Origin of the sequence: Roseibium denhamense (assembly GCF_009711415.1) — a bacterium.
GTDB lineage: Bacteria > Pseudomonadota > Alphaproteobacteria > Rhizobiales > Stappiaceae > Roseibium > Roseibium denhamense.
The window spans coordinates 136,062-149,932 of record NZ_SMLZ01000109.1 but is presented as its reverse complement, the minus strand read 5'-3'; the positions used below and the strand labels follow the sequence as shown (position 1 = coordinate 149,932).

Sequence of the window (13,871 nt, the reverse complement as noted above, 5' to 3'; positions counted from 1 at the left end):
CAGATATAGGTAAAACTAGAATATCTGGAAGAAAATCGATATTATCTGATATGGCTATCGCAACGAATTCCGATACGACGCAAGAAGCTTCGGCAACGCACCGGGCCTACCTGATGATCCGCCGGATGATCCTGGTTGGCGAGCTCGCGCCTGGGGAGAAGCTGAAGATCGAAACCTTGCGCAAGATCCTAGATATGGGCGGTTCTCCCATTCGGGAGGCTCTGACGCTCCTGGTATCGGATCTGCTGGTCGAACGGCTCGACCAGCGTGGCTTTCGAGCGGCGGAGATCAGTGCACACAACTTTCAGGAAATTCTCAACCTGCGCTGCCATCTCGAGGAGATTGCCTTGCGGGAAAGCCTGAGGGAGGCCGATCACGCCTGGGAAGACCGCCTTGTGATCAGCCACCACCGGATGATGCGTGAACCGCGAACCAATGTCGAGCGCTTCGAGGAACTGCACAAGGCGTTCCATATGAACCTTTTGAGCGGCAGTCATTCGCCGGTCCTGCTCAAGTTCTGTAACCAGCTTTACGACCTGAATATCCGGTACCGCTATCTGGCGGGTAAGGATCTGAGTTACGCGAGACGCGATATCGGCAAGGAACATACGGATATCATGAATGCGGCCGTCGACCGGGATGTCGAGACGGCATGCCGCTTGCTGCTCGATCATTACCGCAATACTGGCGCATTCCTTGAAAAGCATTTCTCGCAGGAAGCGGCAGAGTAGCCGGCATCCAGCGGTCCGAACCATGAAAGATCGTCAGTTTGGGCACTAGTGTCAGACAGCTTCCCTCACAAGGACAAGATCGAACGCGGCTATCAGATAAGGGCCGTCGACCTTACCGGACAATTCGAAACCTTCCGGCGGAAACGAGCCTGCCGGTTGCTCGACATAGGTCATGATCAGATCTTCTCGGACGCCGAACACCGTGTCCTCATCAAGATAAGGGTCGTCGTCGGGAAAAATCTCGGTCACCAGAGGCGCATAACCAGGCGCGGTTACGATGTAGTGCAGGTGAGAGGGCCGCCAGGGGTGACGGCCGCTGGCCCGCAGGATATCGCCAACTGGTCCGTCGCTCGGAACAGTGTAGCTCACTGGCTTCACGGTTGTGAACGCATAACGGCCGTCCTGCCCAGTCGTTTGAATGCCGTGAAACGAGTAAGTGTCCTGGTCCGGATCCTGACTGGAGTAAAGTCCGTTGGGGGCGGTCTGCCAGATATCAATTTTTGCGCCGGCAATCGGATTTCCATCCGTGTCACGAACGGTTCCTTCTGCAAGGAGGACCTGTTCCTGGAAGTCTCCACGCAAGTCGCCTCCTATGGCCAGAGGAGGCGATCCCGTTATGTGAAATGGCCCAAGCACGGAAGACGAAGTTCCGTTAGGGCTGGAATGCAGCATATCGACGAGGGACGACAGGCCGAGCACATCGGACAGCAAAACAAATTCATGCCGTTCCGCATCGGAAATGGCGCCGGCTTTTTCCAGGAATTCAATGCCCATGCGCCATTCTGCGTGTGTAAGCTTGGTCTCCCGTGCAAAAGAATGCAGGTGCCGGACCAGACTTTCCAGGACTTCCCTAAGGCGTGGGTCCGTGTCCGGACCGAAATAGCTCATGAAAACGTCGGTGATGTTGTCTTTGGTGACGCGGCGCATGAGGTCCTCTTCTAGTTCAATATGGCCAGGCTGAGCGAGGGCCAGCGGATCAGGGCGATCAGAACAACGAGCATGACCAGGGCAAAGGGGAAGGCTCCGACAAACACGTCTTTCAACGAAATCCTGGGATCATTGAGGGTCGCCTTGATCACAAAACAGGAAATGCCGAGCGGTGGCGTCAGAAGTCCTATTTCCGCACCGACCACGGTTATTATGCCGAACCACACAAGCGACAGACCCATCGGCTCGACCAGCGGCAGGAACAGCGGCACGACAATCAGAATGATCGATGCTGTGTCCAGGATCGTGCCGAGAAAGATCATCATCGCCACGTAAATGACCATGATCCAGAAGAAGGTCATTTGTGTTTCGGTGAGCAATGTCCCCAATTCGTTCGGCAAACCGGCCAGACCGAGCATCCGGCTGTAGATCGAGGCGGCCGTGATCAGGAACAAGATGGACGCGGTAATGTGGCCGGTTTCCAAAAGCGCCTGCCAGGCCGATTGGAGCGTCAGCTTTTTCCGGATGGCCGCAATAATCAGGCCGAGCAGGGCGCCAGTCGCGCCTGCTTCCACAGGTGTCAGCCATCCAGTGTAGATGCCGCCGAGAACTGCCACGATCAAGATGAGTGTCGGCAGCGTCTTGTCGGCGATTTCAAGCGGCGACATCCACTCGGTTTCTTCGGCCGGGCGGCCGCCGACATAGTCTGGCGTCAATCGCCCCATCAGGAATATGGCCACCACATAGGCACCGGCCAGCATCAGTCCTGGAACAACCCCTGCCAAAAACATGTCGCCGACACTTTGCTCGGCGACAAACGAATAGATGATGAGCATGGCGGAGGGCGGTATGATCATTCCGAGGACGGAGGAGCCCGCGACGACGCCCACGGCAAAGCGCGGGTTGTAGTCGAATGCCAGCATTTGCGGCACGGACACTTTGGAAAAAACCGAGGCTGAGGCAATCGACGATCCGGTAACGGCCGCAAAGACCGCGTTGGCGCCGACGGTCGCCATACCGATACCGCCTTTAACGCGTTTGAAGCCGCTGTTCATGACTTGATAAATATCGGCGCCGAGCCCTGCCTTTGAGACGATCAGGCCCATGAAGGTGAAGAGTGGGACGGTGGCAAACGTGTATTCCATCACGCTGTCGCCAATCGCGATCTTCAATAGGTTTACGGCAAGGTCAAAGTTGTCCCGCATCAAGATAATGGACACAAACGAGACCAGTCCGAGCGCGATCGGGATGTAGACACCGAGGTAGACCAGGACGACAATCGCAATGACCGAGAGGGTGCCGATTTCAAAAGGTGTCACGCGTTATCCTCGGATGGTTCGCTGGGCTGTGCAGCGCCGGTCTTCGTATCGGGCACAAGAACTTTCAGTAAAAACATCAGTGTGCACAAAACGGCACTGAGATAGATTGCCAATTTGATCGGCCACCAGGGCGCGGTGAAGATGCCTGGAACTCCGAAGAAATCCTTGGTTTCATACATTTCCAAGAACTCCGGCCAAATCGCATAGGCGACGAGGGCCATGAAGATGGCGGAAGCTGTGTTGATCACCCGCCGGATTGTTGCGGCGAGTTTGGGCCGGGAGGCTTCCAGTAGGATCAAAAAACCGTCCGACCGGGTTAGACGGTTTGTTCGCACCACGTCCGGCAATTGGAGAAAGACGATCAGGACCATAGAAAACTGAACGACTTCGACCGCGCCGCGGAAGGGCGCGTTGAAGAAGCCTCTCGCGACCACGTCATAATTGATCACCATGACGAGGGCGAGAACGATCAGGGTTCCAATCGCGTTAGCCCCGATCGCAACCCAGTTGGCCGCTGAAGATAGGGCGCGAACGCCAGAAGTTATTAAACGCAGCATTCCGGCGCTCCCTCCCCCTGCTCAGTCAGGCTGCTGCTACTGGGTCAGTTCAGCCGACCAATCGCGCACTGGAGTGAAGCCCGCCTCCGAAAGCTTTGCCATGTAAGCCTTCAGCATGTCGCTGCCGGGTTCTCCCTTTGCATCCAGACCCGCTGCCCATTCCACCGCAATGTTCGGCATGGCCTGTGCCCATTGAGCGCGTTCTGCCGTGTCCATTTCAACCACTGTGCCGCCGGACTCCACGTAAGCCGCCCGGCTCGCCTCTGCACGATCCATTGCAATTCCGGCCACGTGATCCCGATACGCAACCGCAACGTCCTGGAGTACGGACTTTACTTCATCGGGGAGGCCGTCCCAGTAGTCCTTGTTGACAGTGATTGTCTTGGAATTCACGGCACCGAGGTCTGCTTTGAGCATGTACGGGGCAACTTCCGCGATCTTGAACGTTTTGGCGGCTTCCGGCCACAGCATGGCGTTGTCGACCAAGCCGGTCTGCAGCATGTTGTAGAAGTCGGTCAGTCCCCCGCGCACACCGGCTGCCCCTTCGATCCCTTCCAGATAACGCAGGTTCATACCAGCCCCAGCGACTTTGCTGCCTTCCAAAGCGGAGAGCGACTCAATCGGATCTTTTGAGAACACTTGATAGGTGTCGAGGACAACTCCGGTCGCGAGATACACCTGGTTCTGCGCTTCAAACTCCTTCTGCATGGTCGGGAATTCCTTGGCGATTTCGTCAACCGCCTTGGCGACTGCCCTGGAATCTGGTGCAATGAAGGGAGTTACGGCAGCCAGGGCCTGACTGGGGAGCTTCGATGAATGGAAGATCGTGGTTACGATCCCGATGTCCCCGAGCCCGAGTTTAACCCCTTCCAGAACGCCTTTGGGCTTGACGATTGAACCGCCGTAGCTCTCCTGCCAATCCATCTTGTAGTTGCCCGTTTCCGCCAGGCGCTTGTCGACTTCCGGAATAAAGAAGTTCGTGAACTCCTGAACCCACATGGCGCGGGCCGGATAGCCATCTATGACCACCGCCTTGATGGTTTCTGTCGCGAAGGCCGGCATCGATACCGTGCTGAGCAGCGCAAATGCCAAAGCGCTGCGGCGTGTCAATTTTCCAATCATGGCATTCTCCTCCCAAAGAAAGCGAGACCGGTCAGGCTTTTTGCCAGATCGTCTCCAGGGCTGTCCCGGATTGCTCGAAAAGCTTCGACAATGGACAGTATTTGGCAACCTCAACACCGACTCGCTGCAGATCCTCCTCTGCAATGGAGCCGTCGCTGACAACAACCTGGCGCAGTGCGACAAACGGGACGTTGATCTCCTCCTCAAGAGTTACGCCCCTGCGGTCGAATTCGCAGGTGATTTCGATGTCCAGATGTCCGATATCGACACCCAGTTGACCGGCGCATTTGTGGCCGATGACATTTGTGCAGCCGGCGAGCGCGGCGAGGGCCGTTTCTGTCGGTGCGGGCCCAAGGTTTGTTCCGCCTCTGGCGGCTGGCTCGTCGATGGTAAATGACAGATCACGAAGACTGATATCCGTTCTGGAGTGGCTCACGCCCCGGCCATGTGTTCTTAAGGTGACAACGGTCTTTTCCTTGAACGCTGGCATGATCCCTCACAAGAATTTGCAGGCCGTCTCGAAGGGAAGGCGCGGAAGTTTTTGAAACAACGCGCTTTCGTCCGCATAACCGAGATTGCAAAGGAAGTTTGACTTCAAGGTCGTACCGGCAAAGAACTCCGCATCGACGATAGCATTTGAAAATCCGGACATGGCCCCGACATCGAGGCCAACGGCGCGGGCCGCAATCATGAAATAGGCGCCTTGCAGTGTCCCGTTCCGGAAAGCCGTTGTCTCGCAATGCTCAGGTTTTCCCTGAAAGAAAGGCCGCCTATCTTCATGAGGAAACAGGAACGGCAGTTTGGTCCAGAAGTCGAGATCATGCGCGATAATGACCGTGACCGGTGCTGACATCATCTTGTCGATGTTTTTTTCCTTCAGCGATTTTGCAAGCCGCTGCTTTGCCTCAAGCGTTTCGATGAAGAAGAACCGGGCAGGGCATGTATTCATGCTGGTCGCGCCGGCCGCGGTTATCTCATAAATCGTCTCGAGAAGTTCACGGGGGACGGCTTTGTTTTGCCATGCGTAGTGAGACCGTGCACCGCGCAAGATCAAATCAATCGCGTCATCATCCAAATTCTGAATGCGTTCCCGCAAAGCCCGCACATCGTTCCGCGCCTCCTCCCGGAGTTGTGCCAACGCATCGCCAGTGGGCGCGGATGTGGCTGCTTGCGTCATTCCGCAGCCTCCGTCGCTGACATGTCTTCTTCGGCGATAATCGGGTTCGCGCAAATGCCGATGCCTTCAATTTCCACTTCCACCGTTTCGCCTGGGCGAAGCCACCGCGGCGGCTTTTTCGCATGTCCAACGCCAGGCGGTGTTCCCATCGCCAGATAATCTCCCGGTTCCAGTGTGGTGAATTCGGAAACGGTTGCGATGGTTCTTGCAACGCTCCACAGCATGTCCGAAGTGGTCGCGCTCTGAAGGATTTCCTGTCCGACACGGGATTCGATCTTAAGACCATTCGCCCCTTCCGGAAGTTCATCCGGCGTCACAATGACAGGGCCGACAGGACCTGTGGCGTCAAAGTTCTTTCCGGGGGTCCACTGGTGCGTCTTGCGCTGGTATTCGCGCACGGACCCATCGTTAAACAGCGTATAGCCGAACACATGGCTCAAGGCGTCCGCTTCTGAGATGTGCTTTCCGCCCTTGCCGATGATCACCATCAGTTCGGCTTCGTAATCGAGCTGTTCGGAGCAGGTTGGCCGCACCATGGGAGCGCCTGCCGGGATCATCGAGGAGTTGGTGCGGATAAAAAGTGCAGGGTAGTCCGGAATGTCGTAACCGCCTTCCTTGATGTGGTCGACATAGTTCAGTCCGAGACAGATGATTTTGCCCGGAAGGGCGATGGGCAATCCGGGTGTGAGACCTGCAACGGGCTCTGCCGGGACCGAGGTTTTACGTTCCGCAAGAGCGTTCACGTCAACATGGCCATCGATTATGGCGCGCAGATCCGGTCCGACCTTGCTGTCCAGAGCTGTCAGGCTCCAGGCCTGTGTGCCTTCAACAAGATAGACGCCCTGACCTGCTGCCCCAGTCCCTACAATGAAACGCATGTTCGCCTCGGTGTTTCCCAATTTTTTATTACTTTGACGACGATTTTATCGATTGTCAAATAATATCGATTTTTTTAGAGTGAAGGAAATTCGGAGGAACACACAATGCCCGCGTGGAACGATTACAAGAAGATCGCCAAGGATCGCGGCGCCCTGGCGCTTGAGCTATATGCGGTCTCCACATCACCTGCCGGGCCGGACGCAGACTTGCCTGGGAACCTTCCCGACCATCTGGCCTACCAGGCAAGATTGGAGTCTGACGGCAAACTTGCATTTGCAGGACCTGTCTCAGATGAGACCGGCGAGCACATGACAGGTGAAGGCCTGATCATTTACCGGGCTGCCTCCCTTGAAGAGGCCAAGGCGCTTGCGGATGGAGATCCGATGCATGCGCGCGGCGTGCGCCGTTACACAATCCGCCGCTGGCTGATCAATGAGGGCAGTTTCACACTCTCGGTCGGTTTGTCGGGCGGCCGCACGGACTTTCGATAGCGCCGTTAATGGGAATTGGTTCCTCAAAGTCTCGCGCATGGACGTTTTTCTGGGAAGTCTCGGCCAACCGAGACTAACTCCAATAACTCGCGCTGGGTTTTAAGAGTTTCACTCAGCTGCGTGTTTCAGGCTGGCCATGAGATGGTGGAATTTTTCGCCCTGAACTGCGACGTGGCCCCGGATGGCCACAGCCGCAGCTTCGCCATCTCCTTTTTCCAGGGCAGTCACGATGGCCTTATGCTCGGCCATGGATTGCGGCAAACGGCCTCTTGCCCTGAGCTGCATCCGGCGGAAGGGTTGAAGGCGCCGGTAGAGACGGAGGCATTCCTGCTCCAGAAAACCGTTTCCCGATTGCCGGTACAAAATGGCGTGGAAGCGTTCGTTTTCCAGGTAATAGCCATCGGCGTCCTGGGCCGCGACCGCCTCATCACAGCGTGAGTTGGCCACGTGAAGATCCGATAAAGCTTGGTCTGAGATACGGCTTGCGGCCAATCGGGCACTTGCGGCCTCCAACTCGGCCATGACCTCGAACATCTCGAGAAGCTCGACCGGACCCGGCTGGCGCACAAAGACGCCACGCCGAGGGATCTGCTCCACAAGACCGGACTGAGAGAGACGCTGCAAAGCCTCCCGGACCGGGGTGCGTGAGACTTCAAACCGCTCGGCGAGCTGGACTTCATCCAAACGCGCGCCATCTTTGTAAGTGCCCTCCAAAATCAGGCCCTCCAATTCGTCGGCGATCAGATCTGCACGTTTCCTATCCATGCCACTGACATAAACACACCTATTCTCTGCACGCAATAATTTCCATCTTGTATACAAAAAATTTGACGGAGAATACATTCGGTGCAAGGATGCCTTCCGAGCTTGACCAAACGTCACACGCTCTTTGGGAGGAACAACAATGACAATGAAACTGACATCCGCCGTTGCAGCTGCCGCGCTGCTCGGTTCGGCTTTTGCCGCCAATGCCACGGAACTGCGCCTGTCGCACCAGTGGTCCACCAGCGATGTGCGCCACAAGGTGGCTGAAATCGTTGCCAATGAAGTTGCCGCTGCCGACGTCGATCTTGAAATCAAGATCTTCCCGTCAAAATCCCTTTTCAAGCCGCGCGAGCAGTACAAGCCGCTCAGCCGCGGTCAGCTGGATATGACTGTGTTTCCGCTGAGCTATGCCGGCGGCCAGCAGCCCGCCTACAACCTCACCCTGATGCCGGGTCTGGTGAAGAACCACGATCACGCAGCCCGTCTCAACGAAAGCCCGTTCATGGGCAAGATCGAAGAGATCATGGCCGGCGATGACGTGATGGTTCTGGTTCACGGCTATCTTGCTGGCGGCTTTGTCGGCAAAGACAAATGCATCACCGCCCCGGAACACGTGAAGGGACAACAAACCCGCGCAGCCGGTAAGGCATTTGAGCAGATGCTTGCCGGTGCCGGCGCCTCCATTGCGTCCATGGCATCGTCTGAAATCTACAACGCCATGCAAACCGGCGTTCTGACAGCTGCGAACACCTCGTCCTCATCTTTCGTCAGTTATCGGATCTACGAGCAGGTCAAGTGCTACACACCGGCCAGCGACTTTGCCCTATGGTTCATGTATCAGCCGCTGCTGATGAACAAATCCGCCTATGACGGTCTGAACGATGCCCAAAAAGCCGCGTTGCAGGCAGGCGCTGCCAAGGCTGAAGCGTTCTACCTGGAGGAAGCCAAGAAACAGGATGCGGCTTCTGCCGATATCTTTGCAGAAAATGGCGTCGAGATTGCGCAAATGAGCCAGGAAGAGTTCGACGCCTGGCGGGCCCTTGCGCAAGAGACTTCCTACAAGGCGTTCATCGAGCAAACCCCGGGCGGCCAAGAGCTCTTGGATATGGCTCTGTCAGTCCAATAAGTCTTTGACCGGGGCGGTGTCACACCGCCCCGTCTCTCGCTACCCTTTTTCTTTTTCGGGAGTTTCCCATGGCGGGTCACAGCTCGGCAGCCGTAGCGCATGCCGGTAATAACCCCTTTTTGCGCGCTGTCGCGGCCATTTCAACCGTTGCGGGATGGTGTTCGGCGGCCATGATCGTCGCCGCCGTTGCGATCACCTGCCAGATGATCTTTGTCAGGTTCGTCTTGAACGGATCGACGGTCTGGCAGACGGAAGCGGTCATCTATCTGGTGATTGCCGCGACGCTTGTCGGCTTGCCCTATGTCCAGCGGTTGCGCGGCCACGTGAATGTGGACCTGGTGCCGCTGTCGCTGCCGCCACGGGCTCGGTTTTTTCTCGCGCTGATTACCCTCTCGCTGTCAATCCTGATTGTTGGGATCATGCTGTTTTATGGCTTTGAGTACTGGCACTTTGCCTGGGACCGCGGCTGGCGCTCGGACACGGTGTGGGGTGTCCGGCTTTGGATCCCATATCTCTCCTTGCCCGTAGGGTTCGGCCTGCTTCTCCTGCAGCTGATTGCCGATCTGGTAGCTGTGATCACACGGGTTGATCGCCCGTTCGGCCTGGAGGACGCATAATGGATCCGCTTCTCCTCGGTGCCTTGGTCGCCTTCTTCACCATCTTCGTCCTGTTCTCCGGTGTGTCGGTCGCGCTGGGGCTTCTGATTGTCTCAGCCGGTTTCCTAATCATCTTCGACGGCATGCGGTCCCTGGAACTGATGCCGGAAATCCTGTTCGGCAAGCTCGACAACTTCGCGCTCCTTTCCATCCCGATGTTTATCATCATGGGCGCTTCAATCGCCTCCACCCGCGCTGGTGCCGACCTTTATGAGGCGCTGGAACGGTGGCTCACCCGCGTTCCAGGCGGGCTGGTCGTCTCCAACCTCGGAGCCTGCGCGCTGTTTGCCGCGATGTCCGGGTCCAGCCCGGCAACGTGTGCGGCGATCGGCAAGATGGGCATTCCGGAAATGCGCAAGCGCGGCTATCCGGACGGCGTTGCGGCCGGCTCGATCGCCGCTGGCGGAACACTCGGGATTCTGATCCCGCCATCGGTCACGATGATCGTTTACGGCATTGCGACCGAAACCTCGATTGGACGCCTGTTCCTTGCCGGTGTCATTCCAGGCCTGCTCCTGGTTGGCCTCTTCATGGCATGGTCACTCTATTCCACCTGGCGTTCCGGGGATGCCTCTGTCTTGAGTGCCGGCAGCTACACCTGGAAAGAGCGTTTTGAGATCCTGCCTCGGGTTCTGCCCTTCCTCGCGATCATCGTCGGCGTGCTTTACGCCATGTATGGCGGCATCGCGACACCGTCGGAAACGGCGGCCGTCGGCGCGCTGATGTGTCTGGTCATCGCGATGGTGATCTACAAACTCTGGAATCCCGGAGATCTTTGGGTTGTCCTGCGCGACAGCACTAAGGAAAGCGTGATGATCCTGTTCATCATCGCAGCTGCCGGTGTCTTTTCTTACATGCTGTCTTCGTTGTTCATCACGCAGGCGATTGCCGAGTGGATCGGCACTTTGGATGTGAACCGCTGGGTTCTTATGGGCGCGGTGAATATCTTCCTGCTGATCGCCGGTTTCTTCCTGCCACCGGTTGCCGTGATCCTAATGGCGGCCCCGATCCTCTTGCCAATCATCACAACGGCTGGATTTGATCCGATCTGGTTTGCGGTTGTCCTGACGATCAACATGGAGATTGGCTTGATATCGCCTCCGGTCGGCCTCAACTTGTATGTCATCAATGGCATTGCACCGGATATCTCGCTGAAGACCATTCTGAAGGGCTCCTTACCCTTTGTGGGATGTATGGTCGTCGCGATCATCCTGTTATGCATCTTCCCAGGACTGGCAACTTGGTTGCCGGATGCTGTGATGGGACCAACACGATGACCCTTTTAGCTGATCTGCTGTCTTCAATCTTTGACCGCCGGTACCGGACGTTTCTTCCCGGAAGCTCCGACAACCGGCCCATGGAGGAACTCACCGCCGCGCTTTTGGGTGCGTCGGGCGAGGTTTCGGGCAGCACGATCGCCCGGATTATCCTCGACCGTTATGAAACAGCAGAGGAAGACGAAAAGCTTTCCTTTTTCAATCACTTGGCCGAAGACATGGCTGTCTCGCCTCAAGATCTTCGCGCGGCACTTGAAACCTATGAAAAGGGGCAGACCAAGACGAGCTACGAAACCCTGGTCCGCGCTGCCGAACCACGCCGGCAGGAGCTGATCCGCCGTCTCAACCAGGTGCCGGACGCCACCCGGTCCCTCGTTGCCATGCGCGCCGATCTCCTGCGCTTCAGCAAGGAGGATGACGCTCTGCAAGCCCTCAACGTCGACTTTGGCCATCTGTTTGCCAGCTGGTTCAACAGAGGGTTCCTCGTGCTCAGACCGATCAACTGGGAAAGCCCGGCCAATATCCTTGAAAAGATCATTGAGTATGAAGCGGTCCACGCCATCGACAGCTGGGATGATCTGAGACGGCGCTTGCAGCCCGCCGACCGGCGCTGTTTCGCCTTCTTCCACCCCACCATGCCGGATGAGCCACTGATCTTCGTGGAAGTCGCCCTCACCAAAGGTGTTCCCTCGTCCGTCCAAGGGCTTTTGAGCGAAGAGCGGGAACACATTGAGGCCGAAGACGCGAACACGGCGGTCTTCTATTCCATCTCGAACTGCCAGAAGGGGCTGGCGGGGATTTCCTTCGGCAATTCCCTGATCAAACAGGTTGCCGCAGATCTTTCTCTGGAATTGCCGAGCCTGAAAACCTTCGTGACGCTGTCACCAATTCCGGGTTTCCTGAACTGGATCGAGAAAAACGACCTCGGTCCGCTCCCCGACGATCCAAAGCAGCTCAAGGCGCTCGCGGCGCATTATCTGATCGCAGCGAAACGCAGGAACGGATTGCCGCTTGATCCAGTGGCCCGCTTCCATCTCGGCAACGGCGCGCAGGTTTATCAAGTTCATGCGGACGCCGACCTTTCTGAAAAGGGTCAACAGCAATCCGCCGGCGTGATGGTCAACTACCTTTACAATCTTTCGAAGGTCTCGCAAAACCACGAGCGCTTCGCGACCTCCCATGAAATTGCGGCCTCTTCGGATATCAAGTCGCTCAGCGCGGCCGCTGAAAAAGCACTCAACAGGAGCCCGACCGATGGCCAACCCGCTCTTTGATCAGCTGTTCGGCAAACATGCCGGCAAGACGACGCCTTTTCTGCATCTGGCAAGCGGGGCCATCCTCACCCATGCCGAGTTCCTGGGACAAGCAGCGCAGATTGCCCATGCTCTGACCGAATTCGGATTGAAGCCGGGAGACCGGCTCGCAGCGCAGATTGAAAAGTCACCTGAAGCACTTGCACTCTATGCGGCCTGTGCGCAGGCCGGTGTGATCTTCCTCCCGCTCAACACCGCCTACACCGTGGATGAGCTGACCTACTTCATTGAAAACAGCGGCGCTGCCCTTGTTGTCTGCGATGCACGCAGCGAAGCCGCTCTCACGCCGATCGTAACCGGCCTTGGAGCCAGACTCGCTACACTGAATGCCGATGGCTCCGGATCGCTAACGGCGACTGCAAAATCCAAACCATCCACCTTCGATATCGTCGACCGGTCCGCCGATGACCTGGCAGCCTTTCTCTACACTTCCGGTACGACCGGGCGGTCGAAAGGTGCGATGCTGACCCAGGCGAACCTTCTTTCAAACGCTGAAACCCTGGCCGATTGCTGGAGGTTCACTGATGCTGATGTGCTGCTACATGCCCTGCCGATTTTTCACACGCACGGTTTGTTCGTGGCCACGAATGTAAGCCTGATCGCAGGAAGTTCCATGATCTTTCTGCCCAAGTTCGATCTTGATGCCATGATTGGCAACCTGCCGAAGGCGACCGCCATGATGGGTGTCCCGACCTTCTACACCCGGCTTTTGGACGACGACCGGTTCACCAGAGACCTGACTAGCCACATGCGCCTGTTTGTTTCCGGAAGCGCGCCTTTGCTGGCCGAGACCCATGTCCGTTTTGAAGAGCGCACTGGTCACCGGATCCTGGAACGCTACGGGATGACGGAAACCAACATGAACACTTCGAACCCCTATGAGGGTGAGAGGCGGGCGGGAACGGTTGGCTTTCCCCTGCCAGGCGTTGAGCTCAAGATCACCAATCCGGACAACGGCGCGGCTCTCCCGGAGGGCGAGGTGGGGCAGATCGAGGTACGCGGCCCAAACGTCTTTAAAGGCTATTGGCAAATGCCGGAAAAGACTGCCGCAGAACTGCGTGAAGACGGGTTCTTTATTACAGGCGATCTCGGCAAGATCGATGCTGATGGCTATATCCATATTGTTGGACGGAACAAGGATCTGATTATTTCCGGCGGCTACAACATATACCCGAAAGAGATCGAGCTTATCCTTGATGAACAGCCGGGCGTTCTGGAAAGCGCTGTCATCGGCGTGCCGCATCCCGACTTTGGGGAAACGGTTGTCGGGGTGCTGGTCGGCAATGGCGGGGGCGAAATCCGGCTGCCGGACATTGAAGCTGCGATCTCGGCAAGCCTGGCCCGCTTCAAGCACCCGCGCAAGCTGATCGTCATCGATCAACTGCCCCGCAACACCATGGGCAAAGTGCAGAAAAACAAGCTCCGGGACATGTATCAGGACCTGTTTGTTCCGGCCTAGAAAGCTTCAAATTCATCGACCGTCTGATGCTGAACCACCTGATTTTGCCTTTGGTCGCGGTCCGCAATGGCA

Annotated in this window: 15 protein-coding genes; 7 read left to right on the top strand and 8 right to left on the bottom strand. The window is 56.9% G+C overall.

From position 1 onward, the window contains the following. The first annotated feature begins 50 nt into the window (after positions 1-50). Complete coding sequence (locus E1180_RS13055; protein WP_155191621.1) at positions 51-731, top strand: GntR family transcriptional regulator; 681 nt, start codon at positions 51-53, stop codon at positions 729-731. A gap of 51 nt (positions 732-782) precedes the next feature. Here E1180_RS13055 and E1180_RS13050 read toward each other — a convergent pair whose 3' ends face one another. From E1180_RS13050 to E1180_RS13020, 7 genes are read right to left on the bottom strand one after another with little or no spacing between them, the layout of a single operon-like run. Beyond that, complete coding sequence (locus E1180_RS13050; RefSeq protein WP_155191620.1) at positions 783-1,658, bottom strand: dioxygenase family protein; 876 nt, start codon at positions 1,656-1,658, stop codon at positions 783-785. 11 nt (positions 1,659-1,669) lie between these two features. After that, positions 1,670-2,977, bottom strand: a complete 1,308-nt coding sequence (locus tag E1180_RS13045) for a TRAP transporter large permease (protein WP_283404408.1) — start codon at positions 2,975-2,977, stop codon at positions 1,670-1,672. Continuing rightward, the gene (locus tag E1180_RS13040; RefSeq protein ID WP_155191619.1) at positions 2,974-3,534 is read right to left on the bottom strand and encodes a TRAP transporter small permease subunit; all 561 of its coding nucleotides are present in this window, start codon (positions 3,532-3,534) and stop codon (positions 2,974-2,976) included. Before E1180_RS13040 ends, E1180_RS13045 begins: the two co-directional genes overlap by 4 nt. Positions 3,535-3,570: 36 nt before the next feature. Further along, entirely contained in the window at positions 3,571-4,656 is a 1,086-nt protein-coding gene (locus tag E1180_RS13035) for a C4-dicarboxylate TRAP transporter substrate-binding protein (RefSeq protein WP_155191618.1), read from the bottom strand. Positions 4,657-4,687: 31 nt separating this feature from the next. Further along, a complete protein-coding gene (locus tag E1180_RS13030; protein WP_155191617.1) occupies positions 4,688-5,146 on the bottom strand; it encodes an OsmC family protein in 459 nt (152 codons plus the stop codon). A gap of 6 nt (positions 5,147-5,152) precedes the next feature. Further along, positions 5,153-5,833 carry a malonic semialdehyde reductase gene (locus tag E1180_RS13025; RefSeq protein ID WP_155191616.1) on the bottom strand — a complete coding sequence of 227 codons (681 nt, stop codon included), beginning with the start codon at positions 5,831-5,833 and terminating at the stop codon, positions 5,153-5,155. After that, positions 5,830-6,711 carry a fumarylacetoacetate hydrolase family protein gene (locus tag E1180_RS13020; protein ID WP_155191615.1) on the bottom strand — a complete coding sequence of 294 codons (882 nt, stop codon included), beginning with the start codon at positions 6,709-6,711 and terminating at the stop codon, positions 5,830-5,832. Before E1180_RS13020 ends, E1180_RS13025 begins: the two co-directional genes overlap by 4 nt. A 105-nt stretch (positions 6,712-6,816) precedes the next feature. On the opposite strand from E1180_RS13020, the gene E1180_RS13015 reads away from it, so the two are divergent. Beyond that, a complete protein-coding gene (locus E1180_RS13015) occupies positions 6,817-7,203 on the top strand; it encodes a YciI family protein (RefSeq protein WP_155191614.1) in 387 nt (128 codons plus the stop codon). Positions 7,204-7,311: 108 nt separating this feature from the next. Here the strand turns inward: E1180_RS13015 and E1180_RS13010 are convergent, their stop codons facing one another. Beyond that, positions 7,312-7,968 carry a GntR family transcriptional regulator gene (locus E1180_RS13010; RefSeq protein ID WP_155191613.1) on the bottom strand — a complete coding sequence of 219 codons (657 nt, stop codon included), beginning with the start codon at positions 7,966-7,968 and terminating at the stop codon, positions 7,312-7,314. A gap of 139 nt (positions 7,969-8,107) precedes the next feature. Between E1180_RS13010 and dctP the strand changes: the two genes are divergently transcribed. The 5 genes from dctP (at position 8,108) to E1180_RS12985 (ending at position 13,799) form a co-directional block, all read left to right on the top strand. After that, complete coding sequence (gene dctP, locus E1180_RS13005) at positions 8,108-9,094, top strand: TRAP transporter substrate-binding protein DctP (RefSeq protein WP_186009032.1); 987 nt, start codon at positions 8,108-8,110, stop codon at positions 9,092-9,094. 68 nt (positions 9,095-9,162) lie between these two features. Then, complete coding sequence (locus E1180_RS13000) at positions 9,163-9,711, top strand: TRAP transporter small permease (protein WP_008195858.1); 549 nt, start codon at positions 9,163-9,165, stop codon at positions 9,709-9,711. After that, on the top strand, positions 9,711-11,027 hold the full coding sequence (locus tag E1180_RS12995) for a TRAP transporter large permease (RefSeq protein WP_155191612.1): 1,317 nt from the start codon (positions 9,711-9,713) through the stop codon (positions 11,025-11,027). Before E1180_RS13000 ends, E1180_RS12995 begins: the two co-directional genes overlap by 1 nt. Then, positions 11,024-12,301: a malonyl-CoA decarboxylase gene (locus E1180_RS12990; RefSeq protein WP_155191611.1), complete on the top strand. Its 1,278-nt coding sequence runs from the start codon at positions 11,024-11,026 to the stop codon at positions 12,299-12,301. The genes E1180_RS12995 and E1180_RS12990 overlap by 4 nt, the downstream gene beginning before the upstream one ends. After that, positions 12,282-13,799 carry a malonate--CoA ligase gene (locus E1180_RS12985; protein WP_155191610.1) on the top strand — a complete coding sequence of 506 codons (1,518 nt, stop codon included), beginning with the start codon at positions 12,282-12,284 and terminating at the stop codon, positions 13,797-13,799. The genes E1180_RS12990 and E1180_RS12985 overlap by 20 nt, the downstream gene beginning before the upstream one ends. The last annotated feature ends 72 nt before the right edge of the window (positions 13,800-13,871 follow it).

Bases quoted from the DNA above. Each gene is read 5' to 3' on its own strand.
- E1180_RS13055 (WP_155191621.1), top strand. From the start codon at position 51: ATGGCTATCGCAACGAATTCCGATACGACGCAAGAAGCTTCGGCAACG.
- E1180_RS13050 (WP_155191620.1), bottom strand. From the start codon at position 1,658: ATGCGCCGCGTCACCAAAGACAACATCACCGACGTTTTCATGAGCTAT.
- E1180_RS13040 (WP_155191619.1), bottom strand. From the start codon at position 3,534: ATGCTGCGTTTAATAACTTCTGGCGTTCGCGCCCTATCTTCAGCGGCC.
- E1180_RS13035 (WP_155191618.1), bottom strand. From the start codon at position 4,656: ATGATTGGAAAATTGACACGCCGCAGCGCTTTGGCATTTGCGCTGCTC.
- E1180_RS13030 (WP_155191617.1), bottom strand. From the start codon at position 5,146: ATGCCAGCGTTCAAGGAAAAGACCGTTGTCACCTTAAGAACACATGGC.
- E1180_RS13025 (WP_155191616.1), bottom strand. From the start codon at position 5,833: ATGACGCAAGCAGCCACATCCGCGCCCACTGGCGATGCGTTGGCACAA.
- E1180_RS13020 (WP_155191615.1), bottom strand. From the start codon at position 6,711: ATGCGTTTCATTGTAGGGACTGGGGCAGCAGGTCAGGGCGTCTATCTT.
- E1180_RS13015 (WP_155191614.1), top strand. From the start codon at position 6,817: ATGCCCGCGTGGAACGATTACAAGAAGATCGCCAAGGATCGCGGCGCC.
- E1180_RS13010 (WP_155191613.1), bottom strand. From the start codon at position 7,968: ATGGATAGGAAACGTGCAGATCTGATCGCCGACGAATTGGAGGGCCTG.
- dctP (WP_186009032.1), top strand. From the start codon at position 8,108: ATGACAATGAAACTGACATCCGCCGTTGCAGCTGCCGCGCTGCTCGGT.
- E1180_RS13000 (WP_008195858.1), top strand. From the start codon at position 9,163: ATGGCGGGTCACAGCTCGGCAGCCGTAGCGCATGCCGGTAATAACCCC.
- E1180_RS12995 (WP_155191612.1), top strand. From the start codon at position 9,711: ATGGATCCGCTTCTCCTCGGTGCCTTGGTCGCCTTCTTCACCATCTTC.
- E1180_RS12990 (WP_155191611.1), top strand. From the start codon at position 11,024: ATGACCCTTTTAGCTGATCTGCTGTCTTCAATCTTTGACCGCCGGTAC.
- E1180_RS12985 (WP_155191610.1), top strand. From the start codon at position 12,282: ATGGCCAACCCGCTCTTTGATCAGCTGTTCGGCAAACATGCCGGCAAG.